27 protein-coding genes are annotated in these 26,060 nt (G+C 44.8%); 13 read left to right on the plus strand and 14 right to left on the minus strand.

All coding sequences use genetic code 11. The features are described 5' to 3' along the window. Positions 1–82 precede the first annotated feature (82 nt). From H509_RS0120295 to H509_RS0120335, 8 genes are all read right to left on the minus strand, one after another. Complete coding sequence (locus H509_RS0120295; RefSeq protein ID WP_028546691.1) at positions 83–643, minus strand: outer spore coat protein CotE; 561 nt, start codon at positions 641–643, stop codon at positions 83–85. 332 nt (positions 644–975) lie between these two features. Continuing rightward, positions 976–2,307, minus strand: a complete 1,332-nt coding sequence (locus tag H509_RS26165; protein WP_245596206.1) for a hypothetical protein — start codon at positions 2,305–2,307, stop codon at positions 976–978. Positions 2,308–2,410: 103 nt separating this feature from the next. Continuing rightward, entirely contained in the window at positions 2,411–3,406 is a 996-nt protein-coding gene (locus H509_RS0120310; RefSeq protein WP_028546692.1) for an aromatic acid exporter family protein, read from the minus strand. Positions 3,407–3,525: 119 nt separating this feature from the next. Then, positions 3,526–4,164, minus strand: a complete 639-nt coding sequence (locus H509_RS0120315; protein WP_028546693.1) for a GTP pyrophosphokinase — start codon at positions 4,162–4,164, stop codon at positions 3,526–3,528. A 140-nt stretch (positions 4,165–4,304) separates the two neighbouring features. Further along, positions 4,305–4,808, minus strand: coding sequence for a GNAT family N-acetyltransferase (locus H509_RS0120320; protein WP_028546694.1), 504 nt, complete (start codon positions 4,806–4,808; stop codon positions 4,305–4,307). Positions 4,809–4,952: 144 nt separating this feature from the next. Continuing rightward, positions 4,953–5,786 carry an ABC transporter permease gene (locus tag H509_RS0120325; protein WP_028546695.1) on the minus strand — a complete coding sequence of 278 codons (834 nt, stop codon included), beginning with the start codon at positions 5,784–5,786 and terminating at the stop codon, positions 4,953–4,955. Further along, entirely contained in the window at positions 5,779–6,573 is a 795-nt protein-coding gene (locus tag H509_RS0120330; protein WP_028546696.1) for an ABC transporter ATP-binding protein, read from the minus strand. The genes H509_RS0120325 and H509_RS0120330 overlap by 8 nt, the downstream gene beginning before the upstream one ends. 36 nt (positions 6,574–6,609) lie before the next feature. Beyond that, positions 6,610–7,623, minus strand: coding sequence for an ABC transporter substrate-binding protein (locus H509_RS0120335; protein ID WP_028546697.1), 1,014 nt, complete (start codon positions 7,621–7,623; stop codon positions 6,610–6,612). A 284-nt stretch (positions 7,624–7,907) separates the two neighbouring features. Between H509_RS0120335 and H509_RS0120340 the strand changes: the two genes are divergently transcribed. Continuing rightward, positions 7,908–8,990, plus strand: coding sequence for a nitric oxide synthase oxygenase (locus tag H509_RS0120340; RefSeq protein WP_028546698.1), 1,083 nt, complete (start codon positions 7,908–7,910; stop codon positions 8,988–8,990). A gap of 121 nt (positions 8,991–9,111) precedes the next feature. Here H509_RS0120340 and H509_RS0120345 read toward each other — a convergent pair whose 3' ends face one another. Further along, a complete protein-coding gene (locus H509_RS0120345) occupies positions 9,112–10,623 on the minus strand; it encodes a carboxypeptidase M32 (RefSeq protein ID WP_028546699.1) in 1,512 nt (503 codons plus the stop codon). Positions 10,624–10,747: 124 nt separating this feature from the next. Here H509_RS0120345 and H509_RS0120350 point away from each other — a divergent pair, with 124 nt between their 5' ends. Continuing rightward, entirely contained in the window at positions 10,748–11,095 is a 348-nt protein-coding gene (locus H509_RS0120350) for an iron-sulfur cluster biosynthesis family protein (protein ID WP_028546700.1), read from the plus strand. Positions 11,096–11,106: 11 nt separating this feature from the next. Then, the gene (locus H509_RS0120355) at positions 11,107–11,736 is read left to right on the plus strand and encodes a beta-class carbonic anhydrase (protein WP_028546701.1); all 630 of its coding nucleotides are present in this window, start codon (positions 11,107–11,109) and stop codon (positions 11,734–11,736) included. 334 nt (positions 11,737–12,070) lie between these two features. Here H509_RS0120355 and H509_RS0120360 read toward each other — a convergent pair whose 3' ends face one another. Continuing rightward, positions 12,071–13,192: a CobW family GTP-binding protein gene (locus tag H509_RS0120360; protein WP_051287476.1), complete on the minus strand. Its 1,122-nt coding sequence runs from the start codon at positions 13,190–13,192 to the stop codon at positions 12,071–12,073. Between the two features lie 214 nt (positions 13,193–13,406). Here H509_RS0120360 and H509_RS0120365 point away from each other — a divergent pair, with 214 nt between their 5' ends. Beyond that, positions 13,407–13,949 carry a PadR family transcriptional regulator gene (locus H509_RS0120365; protein WP_028546703.1) on the plus strand — a complete coding sequence of 181 codons (543 nt, stop codon included), beginning with the start codon at positions 13,407–13,409 and terminating at the stop codon, positions 13,947–13,949. An 86-nt stretch (positions 13,950–14,035) separates the two neighbouring features. On the opposite strand, the gene H509_RS0120370 is transcribed toward H509_RS0120365, so the two are convergent. Then, positions 14,036–14,578, minus strand: coding sequence for a DUF309 domain-containing protein (locus H509_RS0120370; protein ID WP_028546704.1), 543 nt, complete (start codon positions 14,576–14,578; stop codon positions 14,036–14,038). 130 nt (positions 14,579–14,708) lie between these two features. Here H509_RS0120370 and H509_RS0120375 point away from each other — a divergent pair, with 130 nt between their 5' ends. The 4 genes from H509_RS0120375 to H509_RS0120390 all read left to right on the plus strand — a co-directional run bounded on the left by H509_RS0120375 (position 14,709) and on the right by H509_RS0120390 (position 16,626). After that, a complete protein-coding gene (locus tag H509_RS0120375; protein WP_028546705.1) occupies positions 14,709–15,152 on the plus strand; it encodes a hypothetical protein in 444 nt (147 codons plus the stop codon). Next, a complete protein-coding gene (locus H509_RS0120380) occupies positions 15,152–15,442 on the plus strand; it encodes a YxcD family protein (RefSeq protein WP_028546706.1) in 291 nt (96 codons plus the stop codon). Before H509_RS0120375 ends, H509_RS0120380 begins: the two co-directional genes overlap by 1 nt. 227 nt (positions 15,443–15,669) lie before the next feature. Next, the gene (locus H509_RS0120385) at positions 15,670–15,903 is read left to right on the plus strand and encodes a hypothetical protein (protein ID WP_028546707.1); all 234 of its coding nucleotides are present in this window, start codon (positions 15,670–15,672) and stop codon (positions 15,901–15,903) included. 393 nt (positions 15,904–16,296) lie between these two features. Next, a complete protein-coding gene (locus H509_RS0120390) occupies positions 16,297–16,626 on the plus strand; it encodes a helix-turn-helix domain-containing protein (RefSeq protein ID WP_028546708.1) in 330 nt (109 codons plus the stop codon). 24 nt (positions 16,627–16,650) lie between these two features. Here the strand turns inward: H509_RS0120390 and H509_RS0120395 are convergent, their stop codons facing one another. After that, positions 16,651–18,693 carry a sensor histidine kinase gene (locus H509_RS0120395; protein ID WP_245596207.1) on the minus strand — a complete coding sequence of 681 codons (2,043 nt, stop codon included), beginning with the start codon at positions 18,691–18,693 and terminating at the stop codon, positions 16,651–16,653. 170 nt (positions 18,694–18,863) lie between these two features. Here H509_RS0120395 and H509_RS0120400 point away from each other — a divergent pair, with 170 nt between their 5' ends. From H509_RS0120400 to H509_RS26175, 4 genes are all read left to right on the plus strand, one after another. Next, a complete protein-coding gene (locus H509_RS0120400; RefSeq protein ID WP_028546710.1) occupies positions 18,864–19,556 on the plus strand; it encodes a response regulator transcription factor in 693 nt (230 codons plus the stop codon). A gap of 142 nt (positions 19,557–19,698) precedes the next feature. Continuing rightward, positions 19,699–20,562 carry a class I SAM-dependent methyltransferase gene (locus H509_RS0120405; RefSeq protein WP_028546711.1) on the plus strand — a complete coding sequence of 288 codons (864 nt, stop codon included), beginning with the start codon at positions 19,699–19,701 and terminating at the stop codon, positions 20,560–20,562. Positions 20,563–20,567: 5 nt separating this feature from the next. Then, positions 20,568–21,302, plus strand: coding sequence for an RluA family pseudouridine synthase (locus H509_RS0120410; RefSeq protein WP_028546712.1), 735 nt, complete (start codon positions 20,568–20,570; stop codon positions 21,300–21,302). A 20-nt stretch (positions 21,303–21,322) separates the two neighbouring features. Continuing rightward, the gene (locus tag H509_RS26175) at positions 21,323–22,630 is read left to right on the plus strand and encodes a CapA family protein (protein WP_245596208.1); all 1,308 of its coding nucleotides are present in this window, start codon (positions 21,323–21,325) and stop codon (positions 22,628–22,630) included. Positions 22,631–22,711: 81 nt separating this feature from the next. Here H509_RS26175 and H509_RS0120420 read toward each other — a convergent pair whose 3' ends face one another. Next, positions 22,712–23,179, minus strand: coding sequence for a MarR family winged helix-turn-helix transcriptional regulator (locus tag H509_RS0120420; protein WP_028546713.1), 468 nt, complete (start codon positions 23,177–23,179; stop codon positions 22,712–22,714). Between the two features lie 215 nt (positions 23,180–23,394). On the opposite strand from H509_RS0120420, the gene H509_RS28060 reads away from it, so the two are divergent. Further along, the gene (locus tag H509_RS28060; protein ID WP_169450970.1) at positions 23,395–23,562 is read left to right on the plus strand and encodes a hypothetical protein; all 168 of its coding nucleotides are present in this window, start codon (positions 23,395–23,397) and stop codon (positions 23,560–23,562) included. Between the two features lie 57 nt (positions 23,563–23,619). Here H509_RS28060 and parC read toward each other — a convergent pair whose 3' ends face one another. Beyond that, entirely contained in the window at positions 23,620–26,052 is a 2,433-nt protein-coding gene (gene parC / locus H509_RS0120430; RefSeq protein WP_028546714.1) for a DNA topoisomerase IV subunit A, read from the minus strand. Positions 26,053–26,060 lie beyond the last annotated feature (8 nt).

A 26,060-nucleotide genomic window follows, 5' to 3' on the forward strand; every position in this document is an offset into this window, starting at 1 on the left:
CCTCTACGTTATGCACCTTTGTGCATATGGTAAAGTATGCCTTAGAAAAGAGAAACCGCCGCAAGGGCTTGCGGCGATCTGCTTACACTTCCTCGTCTGTCAAATCCGGATCCAAATCATCGAATTCGCTAGTATCCCCGCCAAAATCAAATGTTTTGTCATCCAGGTCCAGACAGCCGTTCGGGCTAACTCTCACACATACCTTTGTTTCTGCAACCATTTCCACTGCAAATTCACGCTCCACGCGAATTGCAACACTCGTTCCGCTTGCCGAAACCGTAGCTTCTACGCAGTTAGGCTCCTGTGTGGATTCAGCAGATACTTCCTCTGTTGACGCACGGTGTCTCGGATCAACATACGATAAAGGAACGAGGTCTACATACGAAACTGTTTCTTTGGCAACATCTGTTTGAGAGTTGTTATTGTACGAATACCAGATGTTAATGTCGTAAGTACCGATAACCTCAATCCCATCCCCCGCCCGCACCGCCTCATATTGATGGTTTATAATCCATGCCCCCAATATGCTGGTCGGATTGTGAGGCGGAGTGACCGTATGTGTGACGACGGAGAACTTACGACCTTTGCCGCAAACTGCTTTCGTGATAATCTCCCGGCAATGGTTGTGATCTGAAATTGCCATCCTTTGGACCTCCTCCATACAATCATTCAATTAAAGTGTATGCGCGATGTGGGCTTATGTTACTACTCCAACAAAATTATCCGAAAAATAATAGCCCTGTCGCCCAATACACCATAATTATTTAGAGCGATACCTGCAATCATCCTCTTATGACACGATACACGGATTGACCTACTTACTAATTAATCTTATAGAACTGATGCATAAAAAATGAGTTTAAACGCACGAATTCACATGATGTTCGTATGACGTTCGTTAAATTATGACGTGTCTCCCTTTATTTCCACTACGAACAAGCACTAAAAATGAAAAAATTCGTTTATGCCTACCCATTAATATTTAGAAATACACACCTGTGCAGACGTAAATCCCTGACCCAAATAACCATACACACCATAATCGGTATACGTAGCATTAATTGCACCCAGTTGCTTAATTGTACCGTCCTTGAGCACACCTTTAACAGCTACGATCAACGTATTAGATTTGTTCCACGTCGCGTCTGGATACAACATATTAAAGTCAGTGACGTTTACGATGTCTGCACGGACCGCAAAGATGGCAGCAACCGATTTCCCCATTAGCTTGGCTTCACCTGCTTGTGATATTTCAAACACGTCTATCCAATTTTCTACCTTGGGCTCTTTATGCTTGCTCAACAGGCGCCACACCCACTTGGTATTGTCAAGCAGCGCCCGATTGGAGTCTGGATTGTATGCCCCTGTATCATAAAAATCGAGTGGGCTGACCATCCCCCAAAAGAAGCTGTTATATTTATACTCATCCATATTCCACATACCATGCTGAGAATTCCACATCGATCCATTGTATGCATATCCGTAGTCCACGTAAGCCCGGTTCGGATCTATGCTGCCACCACTGAACTTCCCTAGTGACACCCTTTTAAAAGGCGACACTCCCGAGCCGTCAATTTCTAGCCCGCTGCCGCCAATCGTCATCCCTCCATAACTATCACACATAAAGACGTTGTTCCAGCCAAGCATGATGCCAAACTCACGCCATCCACCTTGCCCATCAGGTGCGCCGATATCCTCTCCCGTCAACTCCCGCATCGGATCGCCTACCGAGTACGCCTTTTTTCCATTTGCTTTCCACAAGCTAACCCCTTGGTTCATGGGATCACCAGTAAGCTCTTCTCCAGGGTATGTCCCTCCCCCCTGAAGCTGCCAGCCAAAGCTAAAATTGTTAACGTTAATCCGCTTAAAACGTTGTGTGGCGTAGTCATACCAAGCATTAACCAAAATCCAAAGTTCGGTGTACTCCACCCCACCGCGTATCCCCGTCAGGACGACAAAATTGTATTTCGACTGCTCGCTTTCGTCCCCGCTTTCCCGTATGCCGAGACTCCGATCTACCAAAGCATTTTCCAGCCACACGGATCGAAACGCATCTGGTAATGTCGGAAGCTCATCACCTGATAAGTAATAGGTGCCTAGGCAAAAGCCTGCGTCCGTACCATTTGGGAACAAGCACAACACACTATCGTTAACGGCAGGTAATGAATAAGTGCTGTGCTGCACGATCACAGGCAAATAACCACTAAGTTGATTCGGCTGGTCATTAAACACAACACGGACAGCCGCTCTTTGCGGGTGAACCGAAAAAACAAACCCAATCCGAATCAGGTTGTTGAGTTGAGGCATGCTAGCCACCCCGCCTTATATCAAATAAGGGACTATACTCACAAAGAGCATAGTCCCTTTACTCATATATTAACGATAGGTGTTAAATATTCTTCCAGTACCCTTATGCATGGACTTCGCCATCCATCGTATCCTTCTTATCCTTCTTTGCTATTTTCAAATAATCTCTTAGCTCGCGAAACACCTGCAAAATAGCTGCCCGTACTTCAAATTCTTCACGCGTCTTAGGAAGCTCCAACTCCCGAATTTGGGGCTCCAGTTCGTTCAGAAGCCGTTCTGTTTTTCCGGTGTAACGAGGATTTTTTACGTCCTCGCTCAACTGTTCAAATAAATCTGCAACTAGATGACAATAGGGTAGTGACTGGTAAATTTGAGCCAGAAGCAGCAACATACTTTGAATGGAATCCAGCTGCGATTTTCTCATATAAAAATAAAGCAGCCAATGCTCTTCAATTTTCGTTTCCTCAGTAGGCATAATGCGGTTCTCCAACGCTTTTGAAGCTACCTCAATCCCATCATCAATCTTTGCTGCCGCCTCCATTAATTCATGTCCGTCCCATACATATGTTGTATCCCGCAAATTGTAGCTAATTTGCAAAAAAATGCTGGAAAAGCTATTGTCTACGTCTGTTCGATCCTGAATCAGCTTCTCATCCTCTTTGGGCATATAGGCCATGTTCACAAGCGTAGCAGAACCTAGACCACACACAAGCAGCAGTACCTCATTCCAGACGGACGCAAGCGTCGCCTCTCCGGAAGCATATAGATGAAATACAACAACCGCACTGGTTACAATGCCTTGTTTAAAGTTCATCTTAGCCACAATAGGAAATGTTAACAAAATATAAGCGGCTAACACCCATAGTGAAAACCCGAACACCTTAAATAAAAGCCAAGCGACCAGAAGACTGACAATAGAAGCAAAAAACCGTGACGATACTGAGCTCAAACTTTTTTTACGGGTGACATCTACTGCCAGTATTGCTAAAGTTCCAGCTCCCAAATGGCTGTTTAGCCCGAGCTGCTCTGCCACAAGTATAGCCATAATAGCAGCAATCGCGGTTTTGATCACACGAAAGCCAACAAATCCAAACAACATGATGCGTGCTCCTTCGTTCAATAGCATGATGTAATTGATGGTGTCGATAGAGGGTACTATAGCTTGACACGAACAGGTGATAATGTGAAGTAACGCAGAAAAAGCGAGCTTAGCGCTCGCTACTTCAGCAATTGATTACGAAGCTCCGACATCTGCTGATCCCAAGAGAAAGATGCCTTTGACAACTCTACCAGCTGATCTTTTGCCTCCTGCGGAACTGCCCCGCCCTGATATTTGTAGTTTAATTTGTGTTCCGTAGAAGCCCAGAAGTCCATCGAAGAAGTACGCAATTGGATTTCGGCAGGTACCCACAACACATCTTCAGATAAAATAACTTGCGTCTCTACGACCAAGTGCAGGCTCTTATAGCCGCTTGCCTTCGGATTCTCGATATAATCCTTCACTTGAACGACACGCATATCTTCACGATTCTCGATGTGCTGCTTCAGCATGTAGACGTCATCAATAAACGTAGTAACGATTCGCATTCCTGCTATATCTCGAATTTGCTCACATACAGCCGCTTGATTAAACGGGATGTTCTTCTTCTCCATTTTCTTAAGAAGTGACAGCGGGTTCTTTACCCGTGCCTTCATATGCTCGATCGGTGAATAACCGAATTTGGTTTTCCACTCTAGGTCAATAATTTGGAAATCACTTTGGAGTTCATTTAGCGCCATCTCATACTTATGGAAAAACGCACCCCAAGATTTCTGAATCAATTCAAACATTTCAATTCGATTTACCTGCAACTTCATCCTGCTGACTCCTCCATGATGCTGCCTTTGCAACTAGGCTCCGTTATCATTATTCCCATATTATTTCTTAACGAGATGCCGCTATTATAACATGTCTGACTTGCGGTTTTCTCGAAGCAGTTGTTAAGCTTTCTTGAAGATTACCCGACTCTTTTTCCTACAATAATCAAATCTCTTTCTATCCCGTCAAGCTCCGCAACTTGCGGTAAACAAGCCCACTGCTCAAAGCCGTATCGTTGAAACAAAGCCAAACTCGGCTCGTTATGCCCAAAAATAAAACCTAACAAGGAACGAATCCCCAGTTCAGGGCAGGCTTCCATTGCACGTTCCAACAAGTATTTACCGAGACCATGTCCTCGGTAGCGCTCGTCAATATAAATACTCACTTCTGCCGTTGCGTTATAGGCAGGTCTGCCATAGAAGGATTGAAAACTGAACCATGCGCATATTTCTCCATGCTGTTCTACAATCCACAGCGGTCTGAAATCGGGTGTATGCTCCTGAAACCATGCTTCACGACTCTGTACCGTTACAGGGCTAGTATCAGCCGTAACCAATCGACTTGGGATCGTTGAGTTATAAATATGTACAATCGCAGCCAAATCGTCCATTTGCGCGTCTCTTATTGATAAGTTGTCCAACATGTGTTGATCACGTCCTCCATCTGCATACTTGTCCCATGAGCACGATACTCACTTAAACATATTATAACAGGAATCATCTAATTGGAACCGCTAACGCACGAAAGCCCCGCAGCTTCATAAAATAGATGCAGGGCATTCAAAAAGCTATTTTCGCAGCCATCTTCGCTCCAGATGCTCCACAACGACATACATAAATGTCGCTACAATTGCGATAAGTACAAGCGACGCCAGGACCAACGTGAAATTAAACACTTGAAAACCGTATATAATCAAGTAACCAAGACCAACCTTGGATACGAGAAACTCGCCGACGATAACACCTACCCAAGATAAACCAACGTTAACCTTTAACGTGGATATGATTGCCGGATATGACGAGGGCAAAATTACTTTCTTAAATATAACGCCTCTTCTGCCACCAAATACTTGAACCACCTTTACATAGTTCGGGTCAACTTCACGAAAAGCGTTATAGACAACAAGCGTAGTAATCATCACCGTAATCGATAGCGTAGTCACTACGATGGCCGTAAAGCCAGGACCAAAACCAACAATAAACAATGGCCCCAGTGCTACCTTGGGCATACTATTAAATACAACCATATAAGGATCAAGCACTTTAGCAAGAAAACGGGACCACCATATGATAATAGCAAGCAGCGTGCCCAAAATCGTGCCCAGCATAAAACCAACGATCGTCTCACCTACCGTCATCCCAAGATGCGGCCATAAGCTGCCGTCCATCATATCTTTCCAGATCTGGTACCCTACCTTGCTTGGGTAGCTGAACAGCAAAGGGTCAATCCATTTGAGACGCCCTCCCAATTCCCAACCAATTATAAATGCGATGAGTATAAATAATTGTGTTGCCGATACACGAAGTTTAAACTTACGCTCTTGCTTGCGAAAATCGTCGTATGTCTTCTTCACAAGGGCAGCTGAACGATAGGGGGCTCCAGACGTATGATGGTTAGGCATTGTTTCTCCCCCTGACCTTACGATCGGACGCCTCTAGTTCTTTCCACACCTCATGGAACATATCATTGAATCCATGCTGCTCTCTTGCATAGAAAGGCTGAGCAGAACGAATCGGTTCTGGCACTTGAAATGATCGCCTTACACTACCCGGGTCACGGTTCAAGACGACGACACGATCACTGACGGCAATTGCTTCTGACAAATCATGTGTCACCAGTACGGCTGTTTTCTCACGTGCCTTAAGTGTCTCCACAATTAAATCCTCTAGCTGCAACTTGGTCTGATAGTCAAGCGCTGAAAACGGTTCATCAAGTAACAGCAGCTCAGGCTCCGTCGCCAGCGTCCGTACGAGCGCTACACGTTGCCTCATCCCACCAGACAATTGATGAGGGTAAAGCTTCTCCGTCCCACCAAGCCCCATACCGTCAAGCAAATTAAGGACACGTTCCTTAGTGACCTCATTTAGCTGCTTCGTTAACTCTAAACCTATGCATGCATTGTCCATAATCGTCCGCCAAGGAAACAAATAATCTTGTTGCAGCATGTAGCCTATATATTGCGTCGTTCCTTTTATCCGATCACCATTAATAAATACATCTCCCTCTGTTGGTTCAACTAGGCCTGCTATTATAGACAACAGTGTCGTCTTTCCACATCCGCTCGGTCCAACAAGAGAGACAAATTCGCCGGGCGCGATCGAGATCGAAAGCTGCTCGATAGCGAGCTTCGCTTCTCTCTCATTGACGTAGACATGCGTTACATTACGCAGTTCGACCGTCGGAAGCACGGAGACCGCCTCCTTTTTTTATTATCCGCTTGTTTCTCATTTCACATTAGCCTTTGCATACTGTGCAAATTGATTATCTACGAGCTTCTCGATCTTAACCTCTTGCTTGAGTTCGCCTGCTGCCCGCAATACATCCAATAAATTGTTCCACTCCTCTTGGTCAAAAGAAGGATCACTCGCATACGACCCCTGCTCTTTGTACCGATCCACTGCACGAATGACTATGTTACGATCTGCGTCTTTGAAGTAAGGAAGAATAGCATCTGCAATTCGCTCGGGACTATTGTCAGCCACCCAAAGCTGCGCTTTATAGAGCGCATTCGTAAATTTTTGCGCTATGTCTGGATGTTTTTTGAGGAAACTCCCTTTTGACACATAGGCAGTATATGGCAGTTTACCGCTCTCTACCCCGAACGAAGCAACTACGTATCCTTTTCCTTCTTGTTCAAAGATGGAAGCCTGTGGCTCAAACAGCTGCACGTATTCTCCTGTTCCAGAGGCATATGCAGATGCAATATTTGCAAAATCAATATTTTGAATCAATTTCAGGTCTTTATGGGGATTAACACGGTGCTTACGCAGCGTAAATTCACCTGCCATTTGCGGCATGCCGCCTTTACGTTGTCCTAAAAATGCTTTTCCTTTCAGATCCTTCCACTCAAAATGAGCATGTTTGTTTCGCGCCATTAGAAATGTACCGTCCGTTGCCGTTAATTGTGCAAAGTTAATTACGGGATCATCCGCCCCTTGCTGGTACACATAGATAGACGTTTCAGATCCTACCAAAGCAACATCGATAACTCCTGATAAAAGCGCCGTCATCGTCTTGTCGCCACCTGCTGTTGTTTGCAGTTCCACATCCAGACCTTCTTCGGCAAAAAATCCTTGAGTGAGCGCAACATACTGAGGAGCATAAAAAATCGTTCTCGCTACTTCGCCTAGTCGAACTTTTTCACGTTCTCCCGAGCTGTTACTGCATGCGCTCAGCACAACCGTAAAGATCAGGACTACAACTACTACAGCATTTCCAACTGCTTTATAAGCCCGCATCCTGAACCCCCTTCTCCAGCTTACCTTCCTTACACCTGCAACTCCTGTTGCGTGGCCAGTTGTTCGTCATGTATCGTATGCGGGTAATTGCCTATTGGTTAATCGAGCTTGCTGAGGTATAAACAAAATTGTATTTGTATACTAAAACGGGCATACTGCCATGCAGTACACAACACGTCAACCTGTCATTAATTTGTGTCATTTTTGATGATTGGGAATCGCTACTTTATGTTAATCTGTCAATATGATTTTAATGTCACAGGGAGGGGAACCTAATAACTTTAATACCAGATAAAGCAGCCTCTCTTTATAGACATGCAGAACCGTTTATTCGCGCATGCCATTCTGAACTGCTGCTCGCCGCAGATTATACTGAACAGAGACTTGCTGAGATTCGAGCAAGTATAGATGACACCGGAACGTATGAACATACTAACGAGGAGCTTATTCATGGAGCTAAAATGGCATGGCGCAACAGCAATCGTTGTATCGGCAGGTTATTTTGGAACACGCTGCATGTAGTAGACAAGCGACATGCGACTACAGCCGATGAATATTTTGAGGCTCTGCTTGAACATATCCGTTATGCCACTAATGGCGGGCAAATTCGACCCACGATTACGATTTTTAAATCATATCAAGCTCATGAGGATGGCTGGCAAATTTGTAATGATCAGCTAATTCGTTATGCCGGATACAAGATGGCTGATCACGTGATTGGGGACCCTGTTTCTGTTGAGTTAACAGCGCTTTGTCAAAGACTGGGCTGGCAGAGCCAAGGTGGAGCCTTTGATCTGCTGCCGCTAGTCATTCGCTGGGGGCAAGATGAACCAGTGTGGAGAAATATTCCTAAACAAGATGTACTGGAAGTGCCGCTTGTCCATCCTGAATATACATGGTTTGGTACGTTTAATTGGAAGTGGTACGCGGTGCCTATCGTGTCCAATATGAGGTTGGAGATAGGTGGATTATGTTACGAAGCCGCACCATTTAATGGCTGGTATATGGGAACCGAGATTGGTGCCCGCAATCTGGCAGATGAAGCACGTTACAATTTGCTGCCGGTAGTTGCGGAGCAAATGGGCCTATCTACCCATTCCAACATCAATTTGTGGAAAGATAGGGCGCTAGTTGAATTAAATACAGCAGTTCTTCACTCTTACAGACAAGCTGGTGTTAGTATCGTTGACCATCATACGGCTGCCCGCCAGTTCATGCAGTTTGAGCAGCGTGAACTAACAGAAGGACGGACGATAACGGGTGACTGGACTTGGCTTATCCCTCCCATGTCACCAGCTGCAACTTCCATTTTCCATCAAAGTTATGACAACACCTGGAATACACCTAACTTTTTCTACAAAAATTAATACACTCTATTGATGGATGGGGACAAGCCTGTACTTGTCTATACACATAAAACCCTGCTTATCGGGCTTGTTTCCGACAGGCAGGGTTTTATTAATACAGCATAGAGCCGCAGTATTTTATTTACAAACCGTATACATCCTTCGTCTTAGCTGTCAAATAGTCAACTAGGTATTGTGGATTTAACGCCTCACCTGTCATACGTTCAATAATTTCAGACGGAGTCAGCAGTTTGCCGTACTGATAGACGTGCTCGGTCAACCACTCTTTGATTGGCAGCAAATCTCCCTTAGCAATACGCTCATCAACGTCAGGCATGACCTGACGCAGCTTGTTCATCATTTGCGCTCCATACATGTTTCCGAGCGAATAGGAAGGGAAATAACCAAATCCGCCGCTAGACCAATGTACATCTTGCAATACACCCTCACTATTGTGTGAAGGCTTCACACCTAGGTAGCTTTCATATTTCTCATTCCACACAGCTGGCAAATCATCTACGGACAAATGGTCATTAAACAGCATCTTCTCAATCTCGTAACGGATAATAATATGCAGGTTATAAGTGACTTCGTCCGCCTCGATCCGAATAAGAGACGGCTCGATCCGATTGATTGCTCGGTAAAACTGTTCAACTTCAACGCCACCAAGCTGCTCCGGAAATACTTTTTGCAGGTCTTCATAGTAACGCGACCAGAACAGCCGACTGCGCCCAATCAAATTTTCCCAAAAACGGGATTGTGACTCATGAATCCCCATAGAGGTACCTGTGCACAAAGGTGTGCGCGCCAAATCTTCACGAATATTTTGCTCATACAGCGCATGTCCACCTTCATGGAGAGAACTGAATACCGCACTAGCTACGTCATTTGGCAAGTAATTCGTTGTAATTCGCACATCACCCGGATTGAGTCCCGTCGCAAATGGATGGACACTTTCGTCAAGACGCCCTGCATCAAAGTTAAATCCAATTTGCTTTAGAATAAAGTTGCTAAATTGCTTCTGGCCTTCAATGTCAAATGTCTGATCCAGAAAACCGTGCTCAGGCTTACTGTCCGAATGCTGAACGGCCTGCACCAATGGAACTAGCTGGTCACGAAGCTTGCCGAAGATTGCATCCAGCTTAGCTACGGTCATCCCTGGCTCGTACATGTCAAGCAGCGTATCGTACCTTGTCTCCTTTGCGCCCCAATAGTCGATAAATTGTTGATTCATCTTTACAATGTCTCTTATGTATGGTTTAAACATATCAAAATCTTGCTTAGCCTTTGCTTCTTCCCACACCGTCTCCGCATTGGAGGTTAACACGATGTATTCTTGATAGAGCTCAGGGGGAATTAACTTGTTCCGGTTGTATTCTTTTCGTGTCTCTATAACCAGCTTACGTGTTACTGCGTCTAGTTGCTCTAAATCTGCTTCCAGCGCATCCAAGCATTGTCCCATCTCTTCGGAAATGCCTAGCTTAAACATATCGGTGGACAACATCCCAATCGTCTCGGAACGCATCTGCGCACCTTTGCGTGGCGCGCCTGTACGCAAGTCCCAATACATCAGACCTATCGCTTCTTCGTAAGACTTTAACTTCGTCACGATATCTCGAAACTTCTGAATTGTCGCTGATTGTGTTTCACTCATGCTTCGATCACCTCAGTATCAAATTGAACCTGCCTCTTGATGATACGCTGTGTAAGCTTTATAATCAACTTTCAAAAGCACATGAAATTTTCAATGCTGTTACATAAAGGAGCTGACCTCTTGTATGAATATCGATCTACAGCTGAGTGCAGCCGCTATCGAAGCGATTGAGCAGCAGTTGAATGGGACAGGAACCTTAAAGCTTGTTTATGATACTGATGGCTGTGGCTGTGCCGTTAACGGCGTTCCTAGTCTGTGGCTAGTATCTGAACTATCAGCATTTGACGTTCCGATCCTCACCAATGCACCCTTCCCTATCGTCATTGATCGACATCAGACGGTCTTCTTTGAAGAGCAGATGCGATTACATGCACAAGGAAGCGGATACTATAAATTATGGAGCAGTCAGCAGATTTATTCGGTGCATGTAGCTTGTACAGACAAACGCCATACCCAATTCACGAATGCCTAGGAGGGAAATCAATGTCCAATATGTTTGAAATTTTAGAGTACAACGAGCAGTTTGTTAGCAACCGCGAGTATGAGCAATATTTAACGAACAAGTTTCCCGACAAGAAGATGGTTATTTTCACATGTATGGATACAAGACTTGTAGAGCTTCTTCCTAAAGCGATGAATTTGCGAAACGGCGATGCGAAAATTATTAAAAATGCCGGTGCCATTATATCTCAGCCATTCGGGAGTGTCGTGCGAAGCGTATTAGTTGCAATCTACGAACTCGAGGCCAACGAGGTTATGGTTGTTGGCCACTATGAGTGTGGCATGACGGGTTTGAATTCGCAGCATATTATTGATCAAGCTAAAGAGCGCGGGGTTGATGATGTCGTCCTCGATACTTTGACGAACTCTGGCATTAAGCTGCATCATTGGCTGCGCGGCTTTGACAATGTGCATGAAGGGGTGCTGAACAGTGTGCGTATTTTACGCAACCACCCGCTTCTCCCTTCTGACATTCCCGTACATGGCATGCTCATCCATCCCGAGACAGGTGCTTTAGAATGGATCGCCGACGGCTATCGTTATTTGGAAGAAAAGAAAACGAATGACGGTTCGTCATCAGATGTTTCACCTTCCCCTTCAGCAACTCGATAATTTCTGTCGTGTACACATCAAAAAGGAGTTAAACGAAGCTCCTTTTTGATGTGCATTTGATTTGTAAATACATTCATATTTTATGAAATAAGACGTAACCGTTACGCCTCATCACGTTTCACAGGCTCCCATTACGTTACCGCGCCTGCCTGCTTGTCCTCATTTTTCCTAACGAACTTTCTAACCATTTCATCTGTAACCGCACCGGCTCATACACAAAGCTCTACCAAATGAAATAACCGCCCAGAGCTCTCAACTTCTAAAAGAAGCTTCGCTCTTGACGGCTATTTGGCACCTCCATAACAACTCACGTATTAGGCTTTATTGATACCTATCAGGCATTATCCATACATGCTGACAATCGCTTATATAACTCATCTGCATTCATTTGCTCCCCGATTAGCACGATCACATCATCCACCTGACCTTGTGGCATGATCGGAATAAATTCAGTAGCACGATACGCGTATTGGAACATGTAGCGTTTAGAAGTATCTGTAAAGCTTACAATTCCTTTGGCGCGGTATACTTCTTGCGGAAGGTCCATTAGCCACTGCTCGAACCGTTCACTGTTAAGCGGCTTCTCGATCGGGTGCGTCCAGACCGTCACATGGGCATGGGCAGATGGACGGGAACGATGAATTAAACATTGTTGCTCCGAGCCTGCGTCGCCCCTAGCTTCAGCATGCTGCTCGTCATTATCCATATGCATGCCACACGTGCAACTGCTGTGTTCGCCTGCAAGCTCCTGTGGCACTTGTGCTGCCACGAGGTTGTCACTTAGCTGCTGTGACGTCAGCAAGCTATGCTCCCACACGGATCGGGGCACGATAGCCTTGCTTGTTCGTATCCTAACAGCCGTGTCATTCCAAGCACGCAATTGGCCCTCGACACGATCTGCTTCTGCTTCAGATAGCAGATCACACTTATTCAACACAAGCACGTTAGCTGCACGCACTTGTTCACGCAGAAGCCGCTCCAATTTCTTAGATGGTGTTTGCATTGCATCTGGTGCTAGAAATACTTGATCAGCTAACTGGACGGTGTCTGCCAGCGTAACAATCTGGGTCAATTGCACAGGAGCATATAACGAAACCTCTGTTAACGTATCTACAAGCTCCATCGGCTCTGCAATACCCGTACACTCTACATATATAACATCTGGAGCCTGTTGAGTCACGAGCTCGTGGAGCTTGATGCCAAAGTCGCCACGAATAGAGCAGCATATGCATCCGCTCAGCAGTTCCTCCATTGGAACCTGCTCGGGCAGCAGCTGACCGTCCAAATTCACATCTCCGACTTCGTTCATAATGACAGCCGGAGTGAGTCCAGCCTCCAAGCTCCAAGCCACAAGCTGTTGCAGCAGTGTCGTCTTGCCGCTTCCTAGAAACCCTGACAAAATAATAACAGGTATATCCTGTCTAACTGCATTCTCAGCAGATATGGATGAAATCATATCATTATCCCCCATCATGTTGTACAATAAAGTCTCATCACATGATACAATCTTCCTCGTTGGCAGCGCAACATACATTGCCCTTATTAGACTATTTTTGCATGACCCATTGAATTCATGTAATTTCTTTCATATAATCAAAATGAATATTATGTTTATTTATCGAGCAGGGGAATTTCAGCGGCACCAACAGTTGAATTGGGGGGATTCATTTATGTTAAACACTTTGTCGTATGGACTGCTTGGACTACTAGCTAGAGAGTCTTGCTCCGGCTACGATTTGATGCTGCGGATTCAACCATTCTGGCAAGCCAAGCACAGCCAGATCTATCCACTTCTTGCCAAGCTAGAACGCGAAGGCTTCGTCCAATTTGTTCGTATTGAACAAAGAGATAAACCGGACAAAAAGGTATATTCCATTACCGACAGTGGCCGTAAGGCTGTAATGGATTGGCTCGGAGAAGCACCAGCGGAGGCGGCCACGCGGGACGAGCTCAGTCTGAAGGCACAATGTATTTGGATGACAGATCGTAACATTGCCATCCCGTTGTTCTTAACGCGACTGAAGCAGCTCGACACTAAGATTGCTTATTATGAGAAGCTGCTTTCTCGTATTCCAGAGAACGAGCGTCATGCACACTCTTTGCACTTCGGTGATTATATATTGCTGAATCGCGCGATCACTCTAGCGGAAGCTCAAATAAAATGGTGCCGCTGGGTCGTTTCTATGCTAGAATCAACTAACGAAGACGTATAACATCCATAAATGATAAAGACCGCAGAGTGAGCATAATGAACTCTGCGGTTATTTGATATTCGGGCAGCCTGTTTCTTATAAGGTCATCAGTCACGAAGTCTACGATTAAGCGCAACCTGTCTTGCTGCTATCACATCTGAACGATCCCGAAGGCGATGACGATGGATTAGTTCGTCCGTAAAGTTCGTGTCCGCTAAGTTCCAGCCTAAGCCGAGCTTGTTACAATAAACTTGGCACTGCTTTAGTAAGTTTGGATCATCAATTGGCAAGTTCATCGTGTCAAATACACGATCCACGCGAACTCGTTCTGAGGACATCATTAGATGTTCAGCATTCTTCAGCCGCTGCCCCACCATATAGGTTAGCTTATCCCCTTCTATGCCGTGACGCTTCCAATCAATCGACTGTACACTAGCCTCGACTTGACGATACATCTTCTCTGCCCCAGGCATGTTCCCTCGTCGTTCATGATATAGTCCAACCGCCAAACGTATGAGTAAAAGCCAAGTCTGTTGCAGATCAGCATCTGTTTCCTGCTTCCACATCTCTTCCATAATCTCATGGCATTCAAACCAGTCACGTGTGACGTGGAATTCCACCAAATATTGGACATAACCCTCTGCATACATGGTGTTTACCTCCTTGGCAGTTACCGTCTATGACCATTGTAACAAATACCATCATCTTTTTGAAACCATTTGTATGTTGAAAACGTAAAGCATGACGAAACGGTAAACATTCTTCTAGAGGAGGCAAATCATGCGCAAATGGATGTCGGTCTTTTTGGCAGTCGCACTTCTGTTCGCTGTAACAGCACCAGGAGTTGTAGATGCTAAACGGGGAGGATTCAGCTCAGGGGTCAAGAAATATAACCCATCTACGAGCAAATCCAATTCAGGTACTTCTAATTCCACCAACAACAAGTCGAATGTCAACAATTCGACCAATACAAACACAAATACGGGAACAACAGCTAAACGTGGTTTCTTTAGTGGTGGAAGCTTAATGAAAGGCTTAATGATTGGTGGTCTTGCCGGGCTTCTATTTGGCGGGCTATTCGGCAACATGGGAATGATGGGGGAAATTCTAGGCTTAATGCTGAATGTTATCGCGTTAGTTGCCTTAGTTATGGTCATCTCGATGTTTGTTCGCAGATGGCGTGAACGTCGTAAGCCAGCATCTAATGACGGACGGTGGAACTAATGAATTTAACCTTGACGATGGATGAAATTGTGAACGCAATCTGCCTTAATATGGCGATGCGCAGACAAGTTCAGCCTTCTGAGATCGAGGTTGAACTGTGTTGGGATGAGGAACATGGATTTTCTGCTCAAGTATGGGTACAGGGCAGACATCAATATATTGTCGAGAGTAACATGTTGGAAGCATTGGAGCAATATGTTTATAACAATCATGGACAGCGTGTCTTCCGTTCACAGATTCAACTTCAAGTAAACGATGAAGATATGTGGGCAGACGTTCAATTGAACTAGTCCCATTCACTTAATCGCCTAACACGGCTGCATCCTAGATGATTGTTGTTCATCAAGGATGCAGCCGTTTTCTACTATTCGCAATCGCTTTACTCTATGAAAATGACGAAATTTTTTCAAAAACAGCCGTTTTGTAACAACATTGTAGCCAGTTTTTAAGGTGAATTTAATGTTCAGCCCTTAATATAATAACAAGAGAAATAGAATGAAACAGGAGGCCGATATGAATGAAAACTGTATATATTGATTTCCAAGATCGTAAGATTCCCGTATTCTGTACAACCGTGTCCCACAAAAATACATTTTCACTACTTAAAGACGCACTAAATCGAAAGGTCAATTCTGGTAAACGAGCCATTAAGACATGCTTGGAGACTTTAATTAGTATCGAGATTATAGGTTCAGAAGCGATACTTCATTCTCGCAGAGAAAACGACACACTAGCCCTCTCGCTCTACTAATACACACATGATCAGGTTGTATACTGCACGACCGCACCGAGGTTGATTCGGCAGTTGGATAAGGCATAATGTAATCTTTGAACGTATATAGCTAGCTTACATGCTAAGCTGACTTATGTACATGAACACAACTATTATTTAACCATTGTACAAATTATTTTGCAAACATTCGGCGTACCTTCTTCTGGGAGGTACGCCGTTTTTGTGTGCAGTCACATTTGGATACGAAGCTGAGCACTTTGGGACATGGTAAATATTATCCACCTCTAATGAAACCCGCATTTCTGCTATTCATAAATAATTTCCTTGACACGATACATATTGTATCATACATTACAAATAGTGCCCTATTCCTACAGCAATATTATTATGAACAAAAAAGGAGTAAAGTGAATGACAATTGGAGAGCGCTTACGCCGACTGCGGATGTCTCGTAAATTGTCACAAGAAGAAGTCGCCCGGCATATTGGAGTTACACGTTCCGCATACAGTCACTACGAGATCAATAGTCGTCAGCCTGTTTACGATACAATTCGTAAACTAGCAGTTCTATTTGACGTATCGATTGATTATTTAGTAAATGCGGATAATCAGGATAAACAGCCGGTTGAAACACAGCGACTTCTTCAATTGTGGCAATCGATGGACGAACATTCACGTGAGCAAACGTTAAGTATGATGCAGCACGTCATGAAGCATTCCGAGTTAAAAAATACACGCTAATACCTGCTGGACAACCTTAGTTGGCTACTGCATTCGCGCAGGCAGTTCAATATGAAACGTACATCCCTGTCCCTGCATACTTGTAGCCCAGATGGAACCATGATGAAGTTCTACAATTTCTTTCGCAATAGAAAGTCCCAATCCGCTACCTCCGGAAGATGAATTTCTTGATTTGTCCTTTTTGTAGAAACGATCAAAGATGTAAGGTAAATCTTCTGAGTCCACTCCGATTCCCGTATCGGTAACTTCCAAGTGAATGCACGATTTGTACGCAACATATTGAACCCGGATACTGATTGTGCCGCCGGCAGGTGTAAATTTGACTGCATTATAAATAAGGTTGTCAAATACCTGGGTCATCCGATCGATATCAATACGCAAATTTAAGCTTACCGGCGGTGCATCCCGATAGGTCAAGTTATAACAAGCAAACAAGAAGCCTCGTCTACGTAATTCCAACTCGTAATGTTCTTCAATGTGTGAAATAAAATGCTCAAGCAGCATATCCTCCATCGTTACTTGCACTTCCCTCGCTTCCAGCTTAGACAGTTCAAACAAATCACCAATAAGATGATTCAAGCTATTAATTTTGTTAAGCATCAGTTTGACATATTTTTTTTGCTCAGCAGGTTCATTAATGACATCGTCATGAAGCGCTTCTAAATACCCCCGAATTAACGTCATCGGTGTTCTAAGATCGTGTGATATATTCGTGAGTAAATGTCTTCGCGAATTTTCCATTCGTTCCAGTTCTTTATTTTTCTGTTCCAAATTTTCATTCATATGAAGCAATTCACCTGTGCGAAGTTGAATCCGCTGCTCTAGGCCCGTATTTAATTCTCGCAGCTCGCAGGACACGGACTCCACTTCCTCCATTGCATTAGAGTAACGCATCGAAATCATCAGCGACTGCATAAATACACATATAACAAGCCCGATAGGAGACAAATCCCTTATTGGAGCCAACTCCTGATAATATAATAAATCATTAATAATGAGCACACAGAACACGGTAAACCCGATCAAAGCAATCGTTGCACCTAGATGCTGCCTCAATACAGCCTTAATTGTTACAGACAACATAAACAACATCCCAATTACGATATAGATCTGGTAAAAAAGTAGCCAAGAGGTAAACACAATCGTGGATAAGGATAGGGTTAGACCGATCAGCACCAAACCCATGATCAGAACGAAGCGATACAACATACGATGTGATTCATTTATAAACAGTGTCTTGACGTAGCTGACACCACATATGACAGCGCATATCGTCAAGCAGTAATCTAGTCTAATCACGCTGTTCCACGGAATCCACGGAAACCAGTTATACAGCAGCATGTCACCAACGGCTAACATACGAAGGGAGATCGCAATACATAAAAGTCCAAAATGAAACGTGAATACATCCTGCCTTCTTTCCAGAAACATGCCCAGATGATATAAACCAACAATGAAGAGACATCCGAACAGAACTGCATCTCGCACCGTTTCCATTTTACTTTTGCGAATCATCTGCTCGGTAGATCCAATCTCAGGTGCTTGCCACATTCCGCCTTTGACATAGGAATAATTAGATACCTGAATGACAATATCCAATACTTCCTCATCTGATACCATCATAGCAAGTCGCTGCTTCATGCTTGGAACAGCTTTTGCTGGTTCATCCCCCACCTTGCCCTCACTAACAAAGGGTTGGCCGTTCATCCATACTTTGTATGATGTGTATATAGAAGGCAGCCAAATACCTAGCATCCTCGCTTCCTTGTCTTTTAAAATCTGTATCCGATAAGTCGCATACCCCGTCCCACTTAATGGCCAATCGTTTAGAATCATTTGATTCCATGACGTGGGTACTTGCACATATTGGCGCTCCTTCATTGGATTAGAAAATTGATCCGGACGCAATAGTTCTTTCCACGTAAACTCCCACTTGCCTTTTAATGACACTGAACCGTCCTTGGCAAAATCCCAGGAACGAAGATCCATCACGCCAAATAAGGATTGAGGTGCAAGCTTACGTTGAGATACATCGCTGATGAGTTGAACTAGCAATATAGTAACCACTACGAGGGCTACAATTATATGAAAAGATATACGTCTAATCGTTCTGCACCTCCCACTTTTTCTCATTGTATATCACCGCAATTCATTTGGCGAGATCTTCCAATCCTATCATTGTCATCTTCTACCAACATTCGCTATAATGGTGATGATAGTGGAGGTGATAGCTTCATATGGCTGAACACAAAATATTGATTGTGGATGACGAACTTGAAATCACTGAATTAATTTCACTGTATTTGAAAAGAGAAGGATTTAAAGTCTATGTAGCGGACAATGGACATGCTGCACTGGAATTAGCAAGAACCGTCAAGCCGGATCTGATCGTACTCGATATCCTGTTAAAGTCATTGGACGGTATCGAAGTATGCAAGCAGATCAGAAAAACATCCACCGTGCCGATCATATTTATTAGCTGCAAAAGTGACGATGTCGATATTATATTAGGGTTGACGATTGGTGGAGACGATTACATTACGAAACCATTTAGTCCGAGTCAGCTTGTTGCCCGGGTCAAGGCTCAGTTAAGGCGACGTTTGATTCAGGAACATGCCGCTTCCGAAGGCGATATTATTTCCTATCCAGGTTTGGAGCTTGATTTGAACAGCCACACCGTCAAGGTTGACGGACGTGTCATCTCATTGTCATCCAAAGAGTTTGACTTGTTAACCCACCTTGCGCAGTCTCCTAATAAAGTGTTTAAACTCGAACAGCTCTATCAACTCATTTGGAACTCAGAAAGCTTTGGTGACACCCGCACACTAATGGTACATATCAGCAATTTACGCAAGAAAATAGAACCCGATCCCGCCAATCCCCGCTATATTCTGACCGTACGCGGTGTCGGCTACAAGTTTACTTGTTGACCGCTCACGCATAACCAACTTATCCTGCATGTCCCTAGTGTTACATGCACCCTCTTGAGCTGCTTCCATAGCTTCGCGGCGCATTTTGTAGTACAATAGCGGTTAGCGACTTTGTGAAGATAAGGAAGGTAGAATTATCGTGATGTACATGGCTCAAGATTGGAAAGACTATGAGGTCATCGATACAGGTGGCGGAGAGAAGCTTGAACGTTGGGGAGACATCGTGTTACGTCGACCTGACCCACAGATTATTTGGCCAATTGCGGAAGAAACGAAAAGATGGCACAACGTACATGGTCATTATCACAGAAGTTCCTCAGGTGGCGGACAATGGGACATGAAGAAGCCTGTACCCGATCGCTGGACAATCAGATACCGTGACCTCCAATTTTATATTCGTCCAACAAGCTTTAAACATACCGGATTATTCCCGGAACAAGCGGTGAACTGGGCCTGGATGATGGACAAGATTAGTGCAGCCAAACGCCCTGTAAAAGTGTTAAATTTGTTTGGATACACGGGCGGTGCTTCAGTTGCATGTGCTTATGCGGGTGCAGAAGTATGCCATGTGGATGCAGCCAAAGGTATGGTGCAATGGGCGAAGGAGAACGTGCAGCTATCAGGTCTGTCCGACCGCCCTGTGCGTTATATTACAGATGATGTATTTAAGTTTGTACAACGAGAACAGCGCCGCGGCAGCAAGTACGATGCAATCATTATGGACCCACCGTCCTATGGGCGTGGAACGAACGGTGAGACTTGGAAGCTAGAGCAAAGTCTTTATCCGTTCCTTGAATTGTGTATGACTATTATGTCTGACAACCCGTTGTTTATGTTGATAAACTCTTATACAACAGGCCTGTCACCAGCAGTATTAGATAACATGCTTCATTTGACTATGAAGAAACGGTACGGCGGTACAATAACGTGCGGTGAAATTGGGCTGCCTATTACGCAAACGGGACTTGCCCTTCCGTGTGGTATACTTGGTCGCTGGGAGGCATAGCGCTTATGGGATATGATACAGCGCCTGTGATTCCAATTCTGTACGAAGACAATCATATCCTCGTTGTAGAAAAGCCTGTGAACGTGCTGTCACAGGCTGATTCTACACAGGATGAGGATATGCTTACGCTGCTCAAAAACGACCTCAAAGTACGCTACAGCAAGCCTGGGAACGTCTACTTAGGGCTTGTACACCGACTTGATCGCCCTGTAGGCGGTGCAATGGTGTTTGCCAAGACATCCAAAGCAGCTTCTCGCCTTTCAGATACGGTGCGAAAGCAGGAGTTGAACAAGCGTTATATAGCCGTTGTTCACGGTATTCCGGCACAGTCTCGAGCTTCGTTGCGGCATTATTTGCTGAAAGACAGCCGCACCAATACTGTACGGGTTGCAAGTTCAAGCACGCCAGATGCAAAAGAGGCACGCCTGGATTATGAAGTACTTGGCCAGCATGATCAGCTATCACTTGTGCTTGTACAATTACACACGGGAAGACCGCATCAAATTCGTGTTCAGATGCAGGCCATTGGATGTCCTTTGTTTGGTGATCAACGTTATGGAGCTGCTCTTAACAAAGCAGGCCAACAAATCGCTCTATGGTCCACATCGCTTTCATTCGATCATCCCACAACGAAAGAGTTCATGGCATTTAGATCTATCCCGCCTCGCTCTTATCCGTGGAATAACTGGAATGTAGTAGACTTGATAAACGACAAATTAAATACGTTAACTGACTGCTAGACCGAAAGGAACGATGCCACGTGGAATCGTCTCAATGGAGGCAAGGGCTGTACCTTGTCTCTATTGCTATGCTGCTGATGTTAACGGCAGCGTGTCAATTAAATATTGGTCCATTAAAGCAATCACAACATGGATCACAAGCCGTTCAGCAAGAGTCAGGGCAAGACAGCCAATCCCATCATACCGTGCAATTGCCGGCAACGACGGCCCCTGGCACTAATTCATCAGCCTCAACTCATCCAAGTGCTGAATCAGCGAACCGCAAAGATCATCAGCTTAAGCTATTAGCTGTCGGAGACATTATGATGCATAGCCCCCAATTTCCAGCTTACTATAATCGAAAAACCGGAAGCTATTCATTTAATAGTTACTTCGATCTGGTCAAACCTTATATTACACAAGCTGATCTTGCATGGGCCAACCTGGAAACACCACTTCTAGGCGGCGAAAAGGAGTATACTGGTTATCCGAGATTTAATGCACCGGCGGAATTAGCAGATGCACTGCGTTATGCTGGATTTGATATCGTTACGAATGCGAACAACCATTCATTGGATCGATCCGAAAGAGGCGTCCTGAAGACTTTAGAGGTACTTAAACAGCGTCAATTTATTACGAAGGGTACCTATGCTTCCAAATGGGAATCCGAGCAACCAACGGTTATCGAGAAAAATGGGATCAAGCTTGGTGTTCTCGCTTACACATACGGAACAAACGGAATATCACTTCCCAAAAATAAACCTTACATGGTTGCGCTTATTGATGAAGACAAGATCATCAAAGACATCCGCAACACCCGTCAAGCAGGAGCGGACGTTATTGCCATTGCACTCCACTTCGGGAATGAATACGAGCCCAAACCGAATGAGCAGCAAATCAAGCTGGCACGCAAACTGGTCGCTGCTGGAGCAGATATTATATTAGGTTCGCACCCTCACGTGCTTCAACCTTATGAACGGATATCCGCCCTTGCTGCTGACGGTCACAAACGCGATGGTATCATTATGTATTCAATGGGCAACTTTATATCCAACCAGCGTGGAGAAGGTAAAGACGTTGGTGTTATGTTACAACTCACCATAAAGAAACGTGGAACCGATGGCACGATTCAAATTCTGGATACCGAGGTTCATCCTACGTGGGTATACAGAGCAGGCACAAAATCCAAAAGAACTTATAAAATCATTCCTTTAAAAGCGGTTGCATACGAGAAACAAACGGGTTCTTGGAGCAAAAAACAAAGAGATGACATGAAACGGATGCTGAATTCCGCCATGAAACATCTCAGATCCCGCCCTGATACTGCTGTCGTTAAAGCAACGACGTAAGTAAGTAATGAAGTAGCTCAGGAAGAACGGACTTATATCACTTTTATATTCTTATTACTTTCATTTCGTAAAAGTACAGTGTTACTGTGAGTTATTCCCTCTTGTACCTGTTGCTGACGGTTGCAATGAAGCTCCTGGAGGGGCTCCGCTCGTTAACTTACTCAGCAATAAAATTAGCAGCTGCTGGTTATGCGTCGAGATCCGATTCAAAATGTCGTTCCAATACGACTCGCGAATATGGATGCCTCGGCGCATTTCTTGTTGTCCAAACGGTGTCAAGCTAACCCAGACTATTCGGCGATCGCCCAGATCACGCTCACGTATAATAAGCGCATTCTTCTCCATACGATCCAGCAGAGTGGTGACCGCTGCCGGGGTTGTTGCCAGATGCTGAAGTAAATCAGAGGGCTTCACGCGCTCATATTCGGAGACACGCTCCAGCACGATGAGCTGACTTTCGGTCAAACTTGGTGCAAGCGCTTCATCCATCACGCCTTTATAATCCTTTGATAATTTCGACCATAGCTTCGAGAAATCGTTCGCGTTCATCGTATAACCCTCCTACATCTCATCCCGTTTCTCCAAAACAACTAAATTATACCACAGCCAGCATGCCTTGGTCATCATTCGTTATGATAGATGTACAAATAGGGTGCATAAACCAAACGACTATGGGCAACATTCGGCACACTTCACTCTCTTTTTTCATAAGATGGGATGTAGGCATTTGTACGGGGTGACACGATCAGGAAAGGAGTATGACGATGGACAATTGGAAAAATGAACTGTTCAGGAAGGCCTGGGAAGCTGGTATTATAAAAGACCCGCAATGGTGCACCCGCCTCGACGAGCCGGCCCCATTGTGGGTCATGTTGGATATTGCCCTGAAATTAAACGAAATGTTTGATCCTCCGCATAAACCGTTTGATTAACGGATCAGCAGAAAGGAAAACGATGCACATATGTCGTATTACTCGTTGGATAACATGTTATAGGACGTATGCTTTAACCAGATATTCCTCTTTCTCTAAAGAGACAAGTGACTTACCGATAGATTTGCGATCCATTAAAGGAGCATGCTCTGTAATCAGCTGATGAGCCGCGTGGGTGCTGCTAAGCAGTATGATCGAGTATGCTTCCTTACTATAAAATGCACCAATCAACTTAGACCCGTTAGGTTTGACACGTTTGCCTTCTTTGAATTCAAACGTCTGCATGCCCTTGCCTCCGCGGCCTTGCAGCTGATAATCAAGCAGCAAAGAACGCTTGCCCCAGCCGATATCCGTAATAACTGTCACTTCACCTTCATCTCCACTTACCCTCATGACAGCTGCAAGCTCATCCTCTTCACGCAATTGGATGCCACGTACACCACTCGCCGCTCTTCCCATTGGGTTAATTTCACTTTCGTGGAATCGAATGGACATCCCTAGCTTCGTAATAAGCAACAATTCCTGTGCAGCGTCTGACAGCATCACTTGCAGCAGTTCATCCCCATCTGACACTTTACACGCAACTACTGCGGCTGAACGATTCGTTTCGTATTCTTTTAACAGTGTTCGTTTCACTTGACCTCGTCTTGAAACAAACATTAACGACAAAGCTTCATCGTCAAACGACTTCACCGGAATTACAGCGACAATCTGATCTTCCTTGGCAATTGAAATAACATTGACGATTGCTGTTCCGTTATCTTTCCATTTGAATTCAGGCACCAGATGAACAGGAAGTGAGAAATATTGTCCCTTCTGTGTGAAGATCAACAGCTTGTCCAGCGTGTTCACTTCGAACACATGACGAATATGGTCTCCTTCCTTCACCCCTGAGCTATGCAGTTCCCCACCTGAGCGCGTAAACGACAAAAGGCTTGTCCGTTTAACATATCCATCATTGGATACCGTGACGATTACATCCTCCGCATTCACCATCACTTCGAGATTTACTTTGATCTCCTCAATCTCACCTTGCACAGCAGAGCGACGATCGATGCCAAAACGCTGGCGGATGTCTGTTAGCTCTTTCTTGATCACAGACAGCAGTTTGCGTTCACTGGCTAAAATCGCTTGCAATTCGGCGATCTTTTTGCGAATCTCGTTAAGTTCCTTATCCAGAGATGATAGTTCAAGATTCGTAAGGCGATACAATTGCAGCGTTAATATAGCATCCGCTTGTCGTTCAGAGAAGCCAAACTTGTCCACCAAGTTCTGCTGTGCATCCTGACGATTGTTTGATGCCTTAATAGTTGCGATAACATCATCCAGAATATCAAGTGCCTTCACTAAACCTTCCAGAACATGACCCCTGTCTTCCGCCTTCTTGAGATCATACTGTGTTCGTGCCGTCACGACTTCTTTCTGATGATTAATATACGCTGTCAGCATAGGCATAAGACCTAATTGCATTGGCGTCTTATTAACGATGGATACCATGTTGAAGTTGTAAGCGGTTTGAAGATCTGTCTTCTTGAACAAATAGTTCAAAATACCTTGTGCATCCGCTTCCTTTTTTAATTCAACGACGATTCGCAAGCCTTCACGACCACTTTCGTCGCGTACCTCTGCTAAGCCATCTACTTTTTTCTCCAAACGAATATTTTCCATTGCTGTGACCAGTCGAGATTTCACCACTTGATACGGAATTTCCGTAATGACGATCTGCTGGCGGCCACCACGCATGTCTTCTATTTCCGTTTTGGAGCGAATATATATGCGGCCTTTACCTGTCCGATACGCTTCACGAATGCCCTCTTCACCCATAATGATACCGCCCGTCGGGAAATCCGGACCCTGAACGATGTTTAATATATCATCCAGCTCGATATTTGGCTTATCAATTAAAGCTACACAGGCATCAATAATCTCACGCAAGTTATGCGTCGGTATCTCCGTGGCAAATCCGGACGATATTCCGCTTGAACCGTTTACGAGCAAGTTCGGAAAACGAGCGGGCAGTACGGCCGGCTCCTCTTCTGTATTGTCAAAATTCGGACGGAACAACACGGTATCCTTCTCAATATCACGCAGCAACTCCATCGCAATCGGCGATAAACGGGCTTCTGTATAACGCATAGCCGCTGCTGGATCATCGTCCATAGAACCCCAGTTACCATGTCCGTCAACTAACACATGTCCCATCTTCCAAGGCTGAGCCATACGTACCATACCGTCATAGATAGAAGAATCTCCATGAGGATGGTAATTCCCCATGACGTCCCCGACCGTCTTTGCAGACTTGCGGTATGGCTTGTCAGGCGTGTTCCCGGATTCATACATCGCATACAAAATTCGCCTTTGAACTGGCTTGAGACCGTCCCTAATATCGGGAATAGCTCGATCTTGGATTATATATTTGGAATAACGGCCGAACCGGTCGCCAACCACGTCTTCCAAAAACGCAGGCTTGAACTGTTCCGATACGCTCATCTATATCA

The organism is Paenibacillus taiwanensis DSM 18679 (assembly GCF_000425125.1).
GTDB classification, from domain to species: domain Bacteria; phylum Bacillota; class Bacilli; order Paenibacillales; family Paenibacillaceae; genus Paenibacillus_B; species Paenibacillus_B taiwanensis.